The organism is Bacillus sp. B1(2022) (assembly GCF_040259625.1).
In the GTDB taxonomy this organism is placed as follows: Bacteria; Bacillota; Bacilli; order Bacillales; family Bacillaceae; genus Bacillus; species Bacillus velezensis.
Genome location: NZ_JANIFO010000006.1, coordinates 123,965 through 139,692, shown reverse-complemented (window position 1 = coordinate 139,692; position 15,728 = coordinate 123,965). Strand labels below are relative to the sequence as shown.

Annotated in this window: 15 protein-coding genes; 13 read left to right on the top strand and 2 right to left on the bottom strand. The window is 48.3% G+C overall.

What is annotated here, in order from left to right:
- The first annotated feature begins 57 nt into the window (after positions 1-57).
- The gene (locus NQS30_RS12525; protein WP_163113929.1) at positions 58-1,458 is read left to right on the top strand and encodes a YcdB/YcdC domain-containing protein; all 1,401 of its coding nucleotides are present in this window, start codon (positions 58-60) and stop codon (positions 1,456-1,458) included.
- 200 nt (positions 1,459-1,658) lie between these two features.
- Positions 1,659-3,017, top strand: coding sequence for a YcdB/YcdC domain-containing protein (locus NQS30_RS12520; protein WP_059366517.1), 1,359 nt, complete (start codon positions 1,659-1,661; stop codon positions 3,015-3,017).
- On the opposite strand, the gene NQS30_RS12515 is transcribed toward NQS30_RS12520, so the two are convergent.
- Positions 3,014-3,517: a peptidoglycan L-alanyl-D-glutamate endopeptidase CwlK gene (locus NQS30_RS12515; protein ID WP_011996280.1), complete on the bottom strand. Its 504-nt coding sequence runs from the start codon at positions 3,515-3,517 to the stop codon at positions 3,014-3,016. The two genes, NQS30_RS12520 and NQS30_RS12515, sit on opposite strands and share 4 nt — an antisense overlap.
- A gap of 109 nt (positions 3,518-3,626) precedes the next feature.
- On the opposite strand from NQS30_RS12515, the gene NQS30_RS12510 reads away from it, so the two are divergent.
- The 6 genes from NQS30_RS12510 to NQS30_RS12485 all read left to right on the top strand — a co-directional run bounded on the left by NQS30_RS12510 (position 3,627) and on the right by NQS30_RS12485 (position 10,096).
- Entirely contained in the window at positions 3,627-4,748 is a 1,122-nt protein-coding gene (locus NQS30_RS12510) for a response regulator aspartate phosphatase (protein WP_007409040.1), read from the top strand.
- 115 nt (positions 4,749-4,863) lie between these two features.
- Complete coding sequence (locus tag NQS30_RS12505; RefSeq protein WP_218791473.1) at positions 4,864-5,643, top strand: glucose 1-dehydrogenase; 780 nt, start codon at positions 4,864-4,866, stop codon at positions 5,641-5,643.
- Between the two features lie 83 nt (positions 5,644-5,726).
- Positions 5,727-7,403: a glycoside hydrolase family 13 protein gene (locus NQS30_RS12500; RefSeq protein ID WP_218791474.1), complete on the top strand. Its 1,677-nt coding sequence runs from the start codon at positions 5,727-5,729 to the stop codon at positions 7,401-7,403.
- 186 nt (positions 7,404-7,589) lie between these two features.
- Positions 7,590-8,549 carry a metal ABC transporter substrate-binding protein gene (locus tag NQS30_RS12495; RefSeq protein WP_015239100.1) on the top strand — a complete coding sequence of 320 codons (960 nt, stop codon included), beginning with the start codon at positions 7,590-7,592 and terminating at the stop codon, positions 8,547-8,549.
- A 54-nt stretch (positions 8,550-8,603) separates the two neighbouring features.
- Positions 8,604-9,299, top strand: coding sequence for a metal ABC transporter ATP-binding protein (locus NQS30_RS12490; protein ID WP_003156655.1), 696 nt, complete (start codon positions 8,604-8,606; stop codon positions 9,297-9,299).
- The gene (locus NQS30_RS12485) at positions 9,257-10,096 is read left to right on the top strand and encodes a metal ABC transporter permease (RefSeq protein ID WP_007409044.1); all 840 of its coding nucleotides are present in this window, start codon (positions 9,257-9,259) and stop codon (positions 10,094-10,096) included. Before NQS30_RS12490 ends, NQS30_RS12485 begins: the two co-directional genes overlap by 43 nt.
- Positions 10,097-10,140: 44 nt before the next feature.
- On the opposite strand, the gene NQS30_RS12480 is transcribed toward NQS30_RS12485, so the two are convergent.
- On the bottom strand, positions 10,141-11,136 hold the full coding sequence (locus NQS30_RS12480) for an LLM class flavin-dependent oxidoreductase (RefSeq protein WP_218791475.1): 996 nt from the start codon (positions 11,134-11,136) through the stop codon (positions 10,141-10,143).
- Between the two features lie 275 nt (positions 11,137-11,411).
- Here NQS30_RS12480 and NQS30_RS12475 point away from each other — a divergent pair, with 275 nt between their 5' ends.
- From NQS30_RS12475 to NQS30_RS12455, 5 genes are all read left to right on the top strand, one after another.
- The gene (locus NQS30_RS12475) at positions 11,412-12,008 is read left to right on the top strand and encodes a TerD family protein (RefSeq protein WP_043021499.1); all 597 of its coding nucleotides are present in this window, start codon (positions 11,412-11,414) and stop codon (positions 12,006-12,008) included.
- 23 nt (positions 12,009-12,031) lie between these two features.
- On the top strand, positions 12,032-12,613 hold the full coding sequence (locus tag NQS30_RS12470; RefSeq protein WP_007409047.1) for a TerD family protein: 582 nt from the start codon (positions 12,032-12,034) through the stop codon (positions 12,611-12,613).
- A 32-nt stretch (positions 12,614-12,645) separates the two neighbouring features.
- On the top strand, positions 12,646-13,224 hold the full coding sequence (locus NQS30_RS12465; protein ID WP_003156645.1) for a TerD family protein: 579 nt from the start codon (positions 12,646-12,648) through the stop codon (positions 13,222-13,224).
- 38 nt (positions 13,225-13,262) lie between these two features.
- On the top strand, positions 13,263-14,036 hold the full coding sequence (locus NQS30_RS12460; protein ID WP_003156644.1) for a TerC family protein: 774 nt from the start codon (positions 13,263-13,265) through the stop codon (positions 14,034-14,036).
- A 69-nt stretch (positions 14,037-14,105) separates the two neighbouring features.
- Complete coding sequence (locus NQS30_RS12455; protein WP_218791476.1) at positions 14,106-15,728, top strand: YceG family protein; 1,623 nt, start codon at positions 14,106-14,108, stop codon at positions 15,726-15,728.

Genomic DNA, 15,728 nt, shown 5'->3' with positions numbered 1-15,728 from the left:
TTGTATAAAAGAGTCTTGGTAATCATCAATCTTTTTGGAAGAAAAGGAAGTGTTATGATGAATAAAGAAGAATTGAAACAGCTGGCTCTCCGAATCGGAAACGTACCTGCCCGCTACGAGAGTAATGTGGAAGAATACCGGGAAGATGAGGTTCTGTTTTGGTGGGAAGATAAGAATGATCCGGAAGCCGGCATCATGGTCGAATTAGACCGGGACGGAAAACTGAAATACTTATCCCGTCCGGCTTTCCAGACTGATCTGCCGGCTCTTTCGGAATCGGACATAAAAAAACGGATGCGGGCGTTTTTAGAAACCCATCGTCCTGGGGCATTGGCTGAGTTCGAATTGGAAAACAGCGGCTCCGCCAATGATGGCGATGTGAGATATTCCTATGTTCAGATGGCTGACGGTCTGCCGCTTCCGCTGACCGGGTTTTACATCGACCTGGCTGTGACAGGGGAAGTAACCGGCTTTTCTTACCATGGGAAGGCCGATGATCTGTTAAGACCGGAGACAATTGCGGACAAGCGGGAAGCATTGGCTCACTTTGTCAAACATATTGAAGCAGAGCTGTTGTTCACCGTCCTGCATCAGTCCGTCTATGTGCAGGGGGATGACAAGCCCCATCTCGTCTATCAAATCGTGTCTCCGACGCGGCCGATATCGGCCGACCTGAAGGAAGAGAATGCAGAATTAGACGAATATGAAGAGCTGGAAGACGACACGCGGCCGTATGTCCCGATTTCACGCCCTGCACCTGAAGCGGAAAAGATGAGCATCAATGACATGATCGGGCTGCACGACGGTTTTTATAAAGAGAGGGAAAGCGATCTTGGAGAGGGCTGTATCGGCGTTGCCTGGCGTCCTGAAAAAACAAAATCCGTACGGGAAGATAAAAGCTTTGAAAGTCTGTTTAAAGAACGGAATGAACACGTATTGAAAACAATGCATGATAAAGAATCGGGCCGGCTCACTGGGGTGATGTCATTTATAAAAGTTGAAGGCGAACCGAGGTTTTCCGAGGAAGAATGCCATCACATGGCCATTCGCTTTTTATTCGCCATGTTTCCGGAAGCGGATCAGTATTTCCGGGTTCAATATGATGAGCCGGATGATGAAGGAGAAAACGTGGGACTTACATATAAGGCTTGTTCGGGCGGCGTTGATTTGCGATTCGGAGAGGGGAGAATCTGTGTCAGCAAAAAGACGGGTCTTGTCACTGTATATATGCCGCCGGAAATTGATCCGAAAGAGCTCCAGGAAATCGATCCCGTTCCTTCATTGACAATGGAAGAGGCGAAAGACGCGATCCGCCGGGCCATCAAAGCCGAGCTCGCTTGGGATCGTTGTTACGATGACGACAGCTGCGGAAAAGTGTACAGGCTCGTATACAAGCCGGTTTTCCCGCTGTTTATTGAGGCTCATACAGGGGAAGCGATCACGAGTTTAATAGGCTGAAAGTCAAGGGCGTTCGTCCCGGGGCTTTCACGGGGAATGTGACATTTGTATGAAAAAGAGCCGCTCTGAATACGGCTCTTTTCCCTCTTTGCTAAAAATAGACACATAAAAGGCACTTTCTTCCCTTTAAAAGGATAAGGACGTTTTTATATAATAAAAAACAGTTCTTTTTTATACACTCTTCTGAAAGGATGACCCCATTGCTGAAAGAACATCTGAGAAAAAAAGCGCTGGAAATCGGGAACATACCGCCGGACTATGAGCTTGAAATAGAAGATTATGATGAAAAACAAAAAACGAAAGCCTATTATATATGGAAAGATCGTAACCAGCCGGATAAAACGGTCACGATTGAGCTGGGCGACGACGGATCTTTGCTTACCTATTCACGCAACGACTGTCCAGGTTCAGACATGCAGCTGTCAGACGCCGAATTAAAGCTGACGGCTCTTCGGTTTGCGGCGAGACACCGCCCGCTTACTTTTATGAATTTCATCTTTCAGGCGAGGGAAGAACGCAATGGGTGCATCCGATTTATCTATACAAAAAAAGTGCTCGGCCGGCCGCTTCCCGATTCAGGTTTTTTCGTTGATGTAAGCAGGAGCGGCTTCGTCGTGCAGTTTATCTATTACGGGGATAAGGGTGAAGCGCCCGTCCCGGAAACATTCGTCGATCGGGAAAAAGTCGTCTCGCATTACATGAGTGTGCTGACATTCAGTCTCGTCTATGATGTGGTCAATTTTGAGAAAATACCGCGTCTCGTCTATGAACCGATTCTGCCGGCTTACAGCTATCCGGCCGGTGAAGATGATATCGTGCCGGATCAGCAGCTTTGCGAAGACAGGAATGAGCCGGCAAAACCGCTTCCCGCGTTTGAACATAAACGGGAAATCAGCCTGGATGAATTAATGGGGTTTACCGCGGATATGGTTCAGACGCGCCGGCGCGATCTCGGGGATGAGATCGGAACGACATGGCGGAAAGGGTCGGTTCCGGAACGGAAAGATTTGAGTATCGAAAGCTATTTTGAAAGCAGCAACAAAAATACAATGAAGATGAAAACGGACAAAAAGACAGGGAAAATGACAGCCTTTAAATCTTTTATTGAGCATCAGGGCCCGGCCTTTTATTCTGCGGAAGAGTGTGAGGCCGTCGCGCTTCAATTTTTATACAAGCTTTATCCGAGAGCGGACGAGTTTTTTAAAATGAACCCGCTGAAAACGGACGGAAGGGGCAGGTTCCGCTTCCATTTTTCCATATGGCATCAGGATATTCCGCTGCGGTTCGGCGCTGCGAGAATACTTGTCAGTCCCGTAACGGGGCTTGTGGAAGCTTACATGGCGCCTGACATTGACCCGGAGCAGCTGGAGAAGATCAATCCGGTGCCGGCCGTTACTCCCGAAGAAGCAAAGGCCGCTTTTTTATCCGATTTCCATCTGCGGCTGGAGTGGCAGCGCGATTTTACGCCGTCCGGCAATGAAGGATATAAGCTTGTGTACAGGCCTGTCTATCCTCCGTACATTGATGCGCAAAAGCGAAAAAAGAAAAGGTTTTATTAGCCAGGGATCATTTGTAAATGAGGATAATCTTTAAAGCCTCTCCAATCGCCTCCCCAATCAAAACCGAGCGTTTTGGCAATCGATACGACCTCAAGCCAATCGGGCGTGCCGTTTCGGTTTCCGTCGTACGTCATATCCCAAATCAGGCTTCCATCCTTTTTTTGCAGGGCGAAGTCGATCGCAAGGCCGTAATTGTGGTAAGATTCCCCGCCTTTTGCGTAGGTGACGATATTTCCTTTTTTTGAACGTCCTTGACGGTACAATTCGTTTTGTTCCTCAATTGATCTGAAACCCTCTGTGATAACGACGGTGATGCCTTTTTTCAGAGCGGCCGTCTGCAATAGCTCCGCATTCTGTTTCACGAGCGGATGAAGAGCGCTTGGAATGGCTCTGTCTTGTAATGCCGTCTGCGGCCTCAATTCTTTCTGCACATAGGAAAAACATAGGTCTGCGGAAAAGAAGAGGATCAAAAGCAGTGCAATTCTGACTGGTCGTTTCATGGTGAATTCTCTCTTTCTTTAATTGATTAAAATCTTTGTTTGCTCACTGCCATAAATTTGCTATGATAAAATATAACATAATTAGTAGCCGGAGGAAGGAGGCAAATCTATGAAATCCAAGATTCCATCTGAAGAAGTGGCCGTAAAGATGAATGAATGGTATAAGCTGATCCGCGCGTTTGAAGCCGATCAAGCTGAAGCGCTGAAGCGGGAGATTCAATATGAACTCGAAGATATGGAAGAGAACCAGGATTTATTGTTGTATTTTTCATTGATGGAATTTCGGCACCGCATCATGCTGGATAAATTAAAACCCATGAAAGACGGCGACTGCCAGCCTCCGTTCTCTGAAATGCTCACTGAGATTGAGATGAACCAGCAAAAGCTGACCGGCTTACTGGAATATTATTTTTACTATTTCAGGGGAATGTATGAATTTAAGCAGAAAAACTTCATCTCAGCGATTTCTCATTATAAGCGGGCTGAGGAAAAGCTTGAATATGTGGAAGATGACATAGAGAAAGCCGAGTTTCTGTATAAAATTTCTGAGGTGTACTATCACATCAAGCAGACTTTCTTTTCGATGAATTACGCGGGGCAGGCGCTTGATATTTACAAGAAATATGAATTATACGGAATGAGAAGGGTGCAGTGCAAATTTATCATTGCCGGAAATCTGATGGACGCTCAGCAGCATAAAAAAGCGCTGGAATACCTCGAATGCGCCTTGGAACACGCGGAGCGGCTTGATGATCAATATATGATTGCTGCGGCCTATTATAATATCGGGCACTGTATGTACAGTCTGGGTGACTTTTGCAAGGCGGCGGAGGATTTTGAACGGGCGGCTGCCGGATTTGAAGCACACAGCTTCCGGCAGGTCATCCAGGCTGTTTTTTCACTCACGCATATCTACTTTAAAACGGAAAAATACAGTGAAGCCGCCGCCAGCTGCGCGCGGGGCATGAGAAGCGCGGCGGAGTGGGAAGATGAGATCTATATGACGAAATTCCGTCTGATTAAAGAGCTTTATCAGGGGGAAGGCGGACAGGATTCGCTCAAAGAGTATTTTGACATTCTGGAATCAAAAGAGCTGTTGGCTGACACAGAGGAGCTGCTTCAGGACGCGGCTCATTTCTTTCATAAACGGGAGAACTACAAAGCGGCATCTTATTTTTTCAGCAGGCTTGTCGGCGTGCAAAAAAGGCTGCAAATGAACAACTACGCATAATGAAAAAAAGAACGAGGGAGCTTCGGCTTCATCGTTCTTTTTATGATCTCTTTTGTTTTCGGCCGATCAAAACCGGGTACATGCTCTGTATTAACATCAGGGAGGAAAAGAGACAATGTATCAGGATTTACAGGGAAAAACAGCAATCGTAACAGGTTCTTCGAAAGGAATCGGAAAAGCCATTGCCGAACGCTTCGGCAAGGAGCGGATGAATGTGGTTGTGAACTACCTCGGTGATTCCGCCGGAGCGGAAGAAGCGGCGGACATCATTGAGAAAGCGGGAGGCAGAGCCGTCACCGTAAAAGCCGATGTATCCTCAGAAGAAGGGATTCAGGCGCTGTTTGATGCCGCCCAGGAGCATTTCGGGGGTGTGGACGTGATGGTCAACAATTCCGGCTTTAACGGGGCCGAAGCGATGCCCCATGAAATGAGCCTGGAGGATTGGCAAAAGGTCATCGACGTCAACGTGACCGGCACCTTTTTGGGGGCGAAAGCGGCACTGAAACATATGCTCGAGCGCGGCAAAAAAGGAACGGTCTTAAACATATCGAGCGTTCATCAGCAAATACCGCGTCCTGAAAACGTGCAGTACTCGGCATCCAAAGGCGGGATCAAAATGATGACGGAAACGATGGCGCTCAATTACGCAGACAAAGGCATCCGGGTGAATGCCATCGCTCCCGGCACGATCGCCACGGAGTCCAATAAGGATCTGGAAGATGAAACACATAAACAGGCCCAGCTGAAAAAAATTCCGATGAACGCCTTCGGAAAACCGGAAGAAGTCGCCGCGGCCGCCGCATGGATGGTGTCGGAAGAAGCGAGTTACGTGACCGGAACAACACTTTTCGTCGACGGAGGCATGACGCTTTATCCGTCTCAGCTGGAAAGTTAAAAGAGGAGGGGAAACCTTCTCTTTTTTGTTTAGGGAAGGATTATAAAGGAAATGGTTCTCTAAAAAACAGGAGGGGCCGCAAGATGGCGAATGACTGGTGGAAAGACGCCGTTGTCTATCAAATCTATCCGCGAAGCTTTCAAGATACGAACGGCGACGGTATAGGCGACCTGCGGGGGATTATCGCGCGTCTCGATTATATAAAAGAACTTGGCGCTGATGTGATATGGATCTGCCCGATTTACCCGTCGCCAAACGTCGATAACGGCTACGATGTGACGGATCATCAAGCGATTATGGAATCTTACGGAACGATGGAGGACTTTCACGATCTGCTTACAGAATGCCGCAGCCGCGGATTAAAGCTTGTGATGGATTTCGTCTTAAATCATACCTCCACGGAGCATCCTTGGTTCAAAGAGGCGGAAATGAATCCGGACAGCAAATACCGCGATTATTATATTTGGCGGCCGGGCACCGCGGACGGCCCGCCGACCGATTGGGTGTCGGATTACGGACAATCCGTCTGGCAGTACGAAGAACATACGGGCGAATATTACCTGCATATGAACGCCGTCAAACAAGCCGATCTGAATTGGGAAAATCCCGAGGTTCGGCAATCAGTATACGAGATGATGAGATTTTGGCTCGATAAAGGTGTGGACGGATTGCGTATAGACCAGCTCCATCTTCTGTCAAAAAAAGAATATTTGCCGCCATATGAAGATTACATCGCCCGCCGGGCCGATCCGAAGCCTTTTCGGCCAAACGGGGCACGGATACACGATTACTTAAAAGAAATGACGAAAGAGGTATTTTCCAAATATAACGTGATGTCGGTCGGTGAGGCCGGATCAGTGACGCCTGAAGAAGGGCTGGTCTACACGGGAACCGATGAGCATGAACTGAATATGATTTTTCATTTTCAGCATATGGAGCTTGATCAAAAGCCGGGCCAAGAGCATTGGGATGTAAAACCGCTTGAGCTGTCCGATTTGAAGAAAGTGCTCACAGACTGGCAGGAAAAACTGGAACATCAAGGCTGGAATACGCTGTATTGGTGCAATCATGACCAGCCCCGGATCGTATCCCGTTTCGGAGACGAAGGCACATACCGCAAAGCATCCGCCAAAATGCTTGCCGTCCTGCTTTATTTCATGAAAGGCACGCCGTACATTTACCAGGGGGAAGAAATCGGCATGACAAACGCTCCGTTTGACAGAATAGAGGATTATCAAGATATTCAGACCGTCAATATGTATCATAAAAGGGTATTTGAAATGGGCCGCAACAGGGAAGAAGTCATGGCGTCTATTATGGCGAAAAGCCGTGACCATGCCCGTACACCGATGCAGTGGGACGGCAGCAAGAATGCCGGGTTTACGGAGGGCGAACCGTGGCTCGCGGTCAATCCCAATTACAAAACCGTCAATGCGGCCGAGGCTCAGGATGATCCCGATTCTGTATTGAACTTTTACAAAAAACTGATCCGCCTGCGAAAACAGTATGCTGATGTCATAAAAGGCAGCTACACGCTGCTGCTTCCTGATGACCCGCAGCTGTTTGTATATGAAAGACAAGCAAACGGACAAAAGCTCATCTCCATCAGCAACGTATCGAAAGAAGAAGCCGTCTTTTATTGGCCTGATGGCTCCAAACCTGAAAGCGCCGAGCTTCTTCTCAGCAACTATGAAAATGGCGGCGCGGAATCCCGCATCACATTCCGTCCTTATGAAACAAGAGTTTATCTGCTTGCCTGATATGTGATAGGACGCCCCCGTCCATACATGGCGGGGGCTTTTTAGGTAAATTGGATATCAATTTAGAAAAAAATATCTTGCAAAACGTAATTACTTCGTTTTATTATGGTATAGGTAACAAATGAACGAGAAAGTACGCTTTGGAAATCGTCATCATTCTGATTTACAGAACAGGGGGGAAACGGCTTGTTTAAAAAATGGAGCGGAATCATTGTCATTGCGGCATGCTTTTTAATTGCGGCGGGCTGCGGCAATTCATCTTCAAAAGGTTCGTCAGGTTCTTCAAAAAGCGGCAAATTGCACGTCGTGACGACCTTTTATCCTATGTACGAATTCACGAAACAAATTGTCAAAGACAAAGGCGATGTAGACATTCTCATCCCGTCTTCGGTCGAACCCCATGATTGGGAGCCGACGCCGAAGGATATCGCCGGCATTCAAAACGCCGATCTTTTCGTATACAACAGCGAATATATGGAGACATGGGTTCCTTCAGCGGAAAAAAGCATGGGCTCTGATCATGCGAAGTTTGTAAAGGCGTCGAAAGGAATTGACTTACTCGAAGGTTCGGATGAAGAGGAAGAGGAACATGGACACGGCGGTCATGACCACAGCCACAGCATGGACCCTCACGTGTGGCTCAGCCCGGTTCTTGCGCAAAAAGAGGTCAAAACCATTACGGCGCAGATCGTAAAACAGGACCCGAAGAATAAAGAATACTATGAGAAAAATAGTAAAGAATATATTGCAAAACTGCAGGATCTTGATAAACTATACCGTACAACATTAAATAAAGCGGCGAAAAAAGAATTGATCACACAGCACGCGGCATTCAGCTATCTCGCCAAAGAATACGGCTTAAAACAAGTCGCGATTGCAGGCCTTTCTCCTGAAGAAGAGCCGAGTGCGGCCAAACTGGCGGATCTCAAAACGTTTGCCAAACAGCATGATGTGAAGATCATCTACTTTGAAGAAGTTGCATCGCCTAAAGTTGCAGATACGCTTGCCGGTGAAATCGGCGCGAAAACGGAAGTGCTCAATACACTGGAAGGTTTAAGCCAAAAAGAACGGGATAAAGGCATCGGTTATATCGACATTATGGAGAAAAACCTTGATGCACTGAAAGATTCGCTATTGGTTAAATAACATAGTGTGCGCCGCGGGGTGCACACTATTTCTATGCGGGAAAGGAAGGTCAGCATGAATCTCGTTACATTACAGGATATCGTTTTTGGTTATTCGCATACACCCGTGCTTGACGGCGTGTCGCTGGAAATCAAAAGCGGCGAATTCGTCGGCATTACAGGACCGAACGGCGCGTCAAAATCGACGCTGATGAAAGTCATGCTCGGCATGCTCAGACCTTGGGAAGGAACGGCCGAGATCAGTAAAAAAAACGCAGCCGGAAAACGCCTGACAATCGGCTATGTTCCGCAGCAGATTTCTTCATTTAACGCAGGATTCCCAAGCACGGTTCTGGAGCTTGTGCAATCAGGCCGTTATACGAAGGGAAAATGGTTTAAACGATTGAACGAAACGGATCACCACGAGGTGGAAAACGCGCTGAAGATGGTGGAAATGTGGGATTTCCGCCACCGGAAAATCGGCGATTTATCCGGCGGACAGAAGCAGAAAATCTGCATTGCGAGAATGCTTGCGAGCAATCCGGATCTGCTGATGCTTGATGAGCCGACAACCGCGGTTGATTATGAAAGCAGACAGGGTTTCTACGAATTTATGCACCATCAGGTGAAAAATCACAACCGCACCGTCGTCATGGTGACACACGAACAAAACGAAGTACAGCAGTATCTGGATAAAGTCATACGGCTTGAAAGGGGGGAAAAAGGCGGATGGAAATGTTTGACTTGGAATTCATGCGACGAGCTTTTCTAGCGGGAAGCATGATCGGAATTATGGCGCCGATATTAGGCGTATATCTCGTGCTGAGAAGACAGGCGCTGATGGCGGATACGCTGTCTCATATTTCATTGTCGGGCGTGGCCATCGGTTTTTTTCTCAGTACCAATATTACGGCGGCGAGCATCGTTGTCGTCACGATCGGAGCGATCGGCATTGAATACATGCGGCGGGCGTACCGTACATATTCCGAGGTATCTATCGCAATCTTAATGGCGGCCGGGCTGTCGTTTGCGATGTTTCTGATCAGCCTGTCAAAAGGCGGCGCGTCGATGAGCATCGATCAATATTTATTTGGATCGCTTGTCACGGTCAGCCAGCAGCAGGTCTATATTATCGGAGGCATTACCCTGCTGATTCTGCTTTATTTCATTATATTAAACAGACCGCTCTATCTGCTTACTTTTGACGAGGCGACGGCGAAGACATCAGGCATTAACACAAACCTCCTGTCAATGTCATTCAGCATCGTGACGGGGCTGGCGATTTCGGTCATTATTCCGATTATCGGCGTGCTGCTCGTTTCCGCGCTCCTCGTACTGCCCGCGGCTTTTGCAATCCGTATCGCCAAAGGGTTTAAATGGGTGTTTGCGGCAGCCATTATTATTTCTCTTTTCAGTGTGTTCATGGGGCTGACGTCTTCGTACCAGCTCGGAACGCCTCCGGGGCCGTCAATCACTTTACTGTTAATCATTCTGCTTCTGCTCGGGTTTACGCTGCAGGGGATTTGGAATGCGTTTAAAAAAGGAAAAGAACGAAAAAACCGCCGTTAAGCGGTGCAGCAGTCTCATCTGCTGCTCCGTTTGACGGCTTTTTTTTACAGAAATAAATCAGCGAGACGTTCATATGACTCTTTTTTTGCTTCGAAATCAAAGACGTTGCACAGCACCATCATCTCTTTTGTCTGATACCGCTCGGAAAGTTCAAGCAGACGGCGTTTCACTGCGGCAGGAGAGCCGATCACCATCCGCTTCCTGTTTTCTTCTATCTGTTTACGATCCTCCGGCGAATACGGATAAGCCTGCGCTTCTTCCACACTCGGCACGCGGCTGTCGGCGCCTTTTCCGACACGAAGAAGCCATAAATCCTGGCTTAAGGCGAGTTCTTCCGCTTTCTCATCCGTAGCCGCGCATATGACGAAAATGGCACAGAGCGAGGCGGGAGCGGAAAAATGGGCGGAGGCCCGGAAATGGTCCCGATAGATCTGAAAAGCTTTTTCCCCGCGTTCCGGATTAATGAAATGGCCGAAGACATAGCCCGCACCTTGAAGAGCGGCGCGTCTGGCGCTGTTTTCCCCGAGGCCGAGCACCCAAAGCTGCGGGGCTGTTTCAATCAAAGGCGCTGTTTTTATTCCTGCATAAGCATGGTCCGAGGGAACCGAATCTGTCAGAAAGGATGATAAATCCTGAAGCTGCCTGTTGAACTCGGTCATGCTTTTCTTTACCCCGTCTGTGAGGGCGAGCCGGATTTTCGTTGTACCGCCCGGCGAGCGTCCGACCCCAAGGTCAATCCGGTTCGGGTGCAGCGCCTCAAGCTGACGGAAAGTTTCCGCGACTTTATAAGGGCTGTACTGCGGCAGCAGCACGCCGCCTGATCCGACACGGATGGACGTTGTGGCTGCGGCGGTATGAGCGATCATAATTTCCGGCGAAACGCTTGTGAGCCCTCTTGTGCCGTGATGCTCGGCAAACCAGTACCGCTTATAGCCCCATCCTTCACTGAGGCGGGCGAGCTCCGCTGAACGGCGGAGCGTCTCGTGCGGCCCGTTTCCTTTGGATACGGGCGCCTGATCAAGTATGCTTAAATCAATCACTCGTCTGCCCCTTTCCTGACATGTATTGATACAAGGATAGGAAAAATGTTCAGTCTTCGTCAATTTCTTTGTTTTCTCTATTCTCTCCGGAAAGAAGGAGAATATAGGAAGTAATTTTTCGCCGTTTTTCGCCAAAAATTCTTATGTTTTATGAAACTTTGATATAATAAAAGACGTATATCTTAATAAACACCGGGATTCTTGTCCCGGAATTTAGTAAAAATGCGCACTTGCGGCGTGCTTAGCGGCACCCTTACAGAATAGGAGTGAATCATATGGCGATCTCTTTACAAAAAGGACAGCGGATTGATTTAACAAAAGGAAAAGCCGGTCTGTCAAAACTGCTGGTCGGACTCGGCTGGGACCCTGTATCATCCGGGGGCTTTTTCGGAAAGCTGTTCGGCGGAGGCGGTGCCAATATCGACTGTGACGCTTCCGTACTGATGCTTGAAAATGATAAAATGACAGACAGTAAAAACGTCATCTATTTCGGCAATCTGAAAAGCCGATGCGGCGGTGTCGTACACACGGGTGACAACCTGACGGGAGAAGGCGACGGCGATGATGAACAAATTCTCGTCGATTTGGCGAAAGTCCCCGCTCAGATTAATAAACTTGTGTTTGTCGTCAATATTTACGACTGCGTCAGACGAAAACAGGACTTCGGCATGATTCAAAACGCGTTTATCCGCGTCGTTGATCAGGCTAACCGCGAAGAACTGGTGACTTACAATTTAAGAGATAACTATTCAGGCAGAACGAGCCTGATCGCGGCTGAAATCTACCGCGAGGACGGCGAGTGGAAATTCGCTGCGATAGGTGAAGGCACAAACGATACGAAAATCGGCGATATCGTTAACCGATACGCCTAAACGAAAAAAAGGAGAGTGCACACATGGCAATTTCATTGGCAAAAGGACAAAAAGTAGATTTGACTAAAACAAATCCGGGTCTTTCTAAAGTCGTTGTCGGCCTTGGCTGGGATACAAACAAATACGACGGCGGACATGATTTTGATTTAGATTCCAGCGTCTTTCTATTAAATGAAGCAGGAAAATGCGCGTCGCCTGATGATTTCATTTTCTATAATCAGCTTGAAGGCGGAAACGGCTCTGTCGCACATTCAGGCGACAACCTGACAGGCCAGGGCGAAGGCGATGACGAAAGCGTAAGAGTCAACCTGAGCGCGGTGCCCGCGGCTATTGACAAAATTTCATTCGTCATCACGATTCATGAAGCGGAAGCGCGCGGCCAAAACTTCGGACAAGTTTCCAACGCGTTCGTGCGCATTGTCAATGAAGAAACAAATGAAGAGCTGATCCGCTACGATCTGGCTGAAGATTTCTCAATTGAAACAGCCATTATCGCAGGGGAGCTTTACAGACATAACGGCGAATGGAAATTTTCCGCGATCGGCTCAGGCTACCAAGGCGGACTGGCCCGTATTGCGACAGATTACGGCCTGCAAATCGGCTGAACCATATCAAACACAGAAGGGAGAGACGGCACATGGCTATTCAATTGGCGAAAGGACAGCGTGTTGATCTGACAAAAACGAACCCCGGCCTTACAAAAGCGGTGATCGGTTTAGGCTGGGATACGAACAAGTACTCCGGAGGGCATGACTTTGACCTTGACGCGTCGGCTTTTCTTGTCGATGCCCATGACAACTGTGTAAATGATCTTGATTTTGTTTTCTACAATAACCTGGAACACCCAAGCGGGGGCGTCATCCATACGGGAGACAACCGGACGGGCGAGGGCGAGGGAGACGATGAACAAATTATCGTCGACTTCTCAAAAATACCCGCAAATATTGAAAAGATCGGCATCACCGTCACGATTCATGATGCGGAAGCGCGCGGCCAAAATTTCGGACAAGTTTCGAACGCGTTCGTGCGCGTCGTCGATGAAAACAGCCAGAATGAACTGCTTCGTTTCGATTTAGGAGAAGACTTCTCGATTGAAACGGCGGTTGTCGTTTGTGAGCTTTACCGACATGGGGCTGAGTGGAAGTTTAACGCCATCGGCAGCGGGTTTTCCGGCGGTCTGGCATCACTTTGCCGGAATTACGGCTTGCAGGTGTAAGCAGGAAATTACCGTTTTACTAAATAGGAGGAAAAAACTTGGATTTTCTACATCATATTATGTCGACCTACGCTTCCTTTTTTGATTGGAAAATGTGGGGTGAGGTGCTGACTGACCCTGTATCATGGGGGCTGATCGGTTCCTTGGTTCTGCTGGAAGGGCTGCTGTCGGCCGACAATGCGTTAGTGCTTGCGGTGATGGTAAGGCATCTGCCTGAAAAACAGCGGAAGAAAGCATTAACATACGGATTGTTCGGGGCATATATTTTCCGTTTTATCTTTATCGGGATCGGAATGCTGCTCATTAAGTTCTGGTGGATTAAAGTGCTTGGCGCGCTGTACCTGGCTTGGCTCGTCATTAAGCATTTCTGGATCGGAGAAGGTGATGACGATACGGAAGGCATGAAGAAAAATTCATGGATGGTCCGTACGTTCGGAATTTTCTGGGCCACTGTCGTTTCAGTTGAGTTAATGGATTTGGCCTTCTCTGTTGACAGCATCCTGGCCGCGTTTGCGGTATCGGAAAAAGTGTGGGTGCTCTTGATCGGCGGTATGCTTGGCATTCTCATGATGCGTACAGTCGCAAAAGTATTCCTTGTTTTAATTGATAAAATCCCTGAGCTTGAAAATACGGCTTTTGTGCTGATCGGGATTATCGCCGTGAAAATGGCGGCGAGCGCCTTTGATTATGAAATGCCGCACGTGGTGTTCTTCGGAATCATCATCGCTGCGTTTGTGGTAACGTTTATTATCCACTATTTCAACAAACAAAAGCAGGTTCAGGAGCAAACGGCTGCATCTAAAGAAGAATAAAACAAAAAAGGAGGGAGAGTTCATTTCCTTCCTTTTTTGTACCGATCATGAAGAGAAAGGAGGAAAATGATGAGGCAGGAAGAATTGGTGATCCGAAAGGCAGAGCCGGAAAACGATGACTGGGAAACGTTTCTGCTGCGGCCGCTGCCGGAACGTCCCGGTTACGAGCGGGAAAACGGGCTGGCGTTTACCCGGCTTGCCGTCCGGATTTTGGGCACTCCTTATGATGAGACGGAGTATTACAATAAGCTTTTCGAGCTGTCTTCTCATGAAAACATCCATGTGTTAAGCGAGACGCTGGATAAGACCATCGCGCCTGAAACGTTTCAGGCGCTCCAGCACATCCATTCGGTCAATCAAAAAGAGAAAGGGCTTTCGGTTTCCAGATTTGTCGCGTTTCTCGATGGGGGCAGGCTGCTTGCCAAACACGCTGATCCGCTTATGCACCGCCGGCTGAGAACCGCGTTTATGACGCTTTTGGAAACCTTTGCGGACCGGCATGAAAACGGGCTGAATCATCCCGATTTCAGGCGTGTGCTCTTGGATGTGTCAAAGTTTTCGCTGAACCACCTGAATCCATGGCTCGAACAAGCCGATATAGAGCGTGAGATGCCGAGGGTGGTGTGGTATGGAGACGCTACCAAAAGCCAGCTCTATTTTCTCTATTATCTCATGCTGATCGGCTGTGACGTCCTATTGTTTCATCCGGCTGCGGAAGATCCGTTCAGCTTGATTGATCCGGATGAGGAACTCAGCTTTGTGATAAAGCTCCCCGCAACAGGCGGCCTTGAGCCATTCCCGAAAGAAAAGCCGGACAGAACGTCCACGACGGCCTACCGGTCAACGAAAGAAATTGAGCATGTGCTGAACCATGAGGAATCTATGATGTATAAGCCTTGGCAGTTCAGGGATCATACCCCGCAGTCCGTGACATTAAAAACGACGTATGATGAGTTATTTCTCATTGCGAAGGAGCGGGCGTTTATCCGGCCGCAATTTAAAGCGGACAGGGAGCGGGTGGCCGTTCCGAACCTTTTTGCGAAAGTGATGGGGGTTTCCAAAGATACGAAAGAATATTGGAATAGACTCCATACCGCCGCAGACTATCAGGAGACACACATGATCCGCAGTTTTCCGTTTACGGAAGAGCTGAAAGCCAACTACCAGTATCACTACAGTCAGGTTTTGAACGAAGAAGGAGCGATTGACGCGGACAGGCTGAAAAGAAGCAACATCTGGCAGTACAAGCATCTCCCGTCAGGCGTGCAGAACGCCATCGCCAATGTGATTTCTGACATGTGCAGAAACCCAGGGCTGAAGGCTTTGCCCGGGGAGCAGGCAAGGGATGCCGCAATCTATTTGTTCCGCCAGGCGACGAACCTGCCCGCTTCGCTGCTGCAATTGATTCAGACGTTTGATTACGCCCAAACCGTTCCGAAACTCGTTTTATATCATACGGAACAAAATGGCGAACTCACACGTTCTGACGCCGCCGCTCTGTTGTTTTTAAATAAATTCGGCGTCGATATCATCTTGTATAATCCGCCGGGGCATCAAGACATTGAGCATTATATTGAAGAAAGCCAATTTGATGTCCATTGGCTGGAGGACATGGTATTTCGGCAGGAATATAAGGAGCCGTCACTCGTAAGAAAGCTGTTTAGAACCATTACGCAAAAGCAGGGAGAGTAA

Bases quoted from the DNA above. Each gene is read 5' to 3' on its own strand.
- NQS30_RS12525 (WP_163113929.1), top strand. From the start codon at position 58: ATGAATAAAGAAGAATTGAAACAGCTGGCTCTCCGAATCGGAAACGTA.
- NQS30_RS12515 (WP_011996280.1), bottom strand. From the start codon at position 3,517: ATGAAACGACCAGTCAGAATTGCACTGCTTTTGATCCTCTTCTTTTCC.
- NQS30_RS12510 (WP_007409040.1), top strand. From the start codon at position 3,627: ATGAAATCCAAGATTCCATCTGAAGAAGTGGCCGTAAAGATGAATGAA.
- NQS30_RS12505 (WP_218791473.1), top strand. From the start codon at position 4,864: ATGTATCAGGATTTACAGGGAAAAACAGCAATCGTAACAGGTTCTTCG.
- NQS30_RS12500 (WP_218791474.1), top strand. From the start codon at position 5,727: ATGGCGAATGACTGGTGGAAAGACGCCGTTGTCTATCAAATCTATCCG.
- NQS30_RS12490 (WP_003156655.1), top strand. From the start codon at position 8,604: ATGAATCTCGTTACATTACAGGATATCGTTTTTGGTTATTCGCATACA.
- NQS30_RS12485 (WP_007409044.1), top strand. From the start codon at position 9,257: ATGGAAATGTTTGACTTGGAATTCATGCGACGAGCTTTTCTAGCGGGA.
- NQS30_RS12475 (WP_043021499.1), top strand. From the start codon at position 11,412: ATGGCGATCTCTTTACAAAAAGGACAGCGGATTGATTTAACAAAAGGA.
- NQS30_RS12470 (WP_007409047.1), top strand. From the start codon at position 12,032: ATGGCAATTTCATTGGCAAAAGGACAAAAAGTAGATTTGACTAAAACA.
- NQS30_RS12465 (WP_003156645.1), top strand. From the start codon at position 12,646: ATGGCTATTCAATTGGCGAAAGGACAGCGTGTTGATCTGACAAAAACG.
- NQS30_RS12455 (WP_218791476.1), top strand. From the start codon at position 14,106: ATGAGGCAGGAAGAATTGGTGATCCGAAAGGCAGAGCCGGAAAACGAT.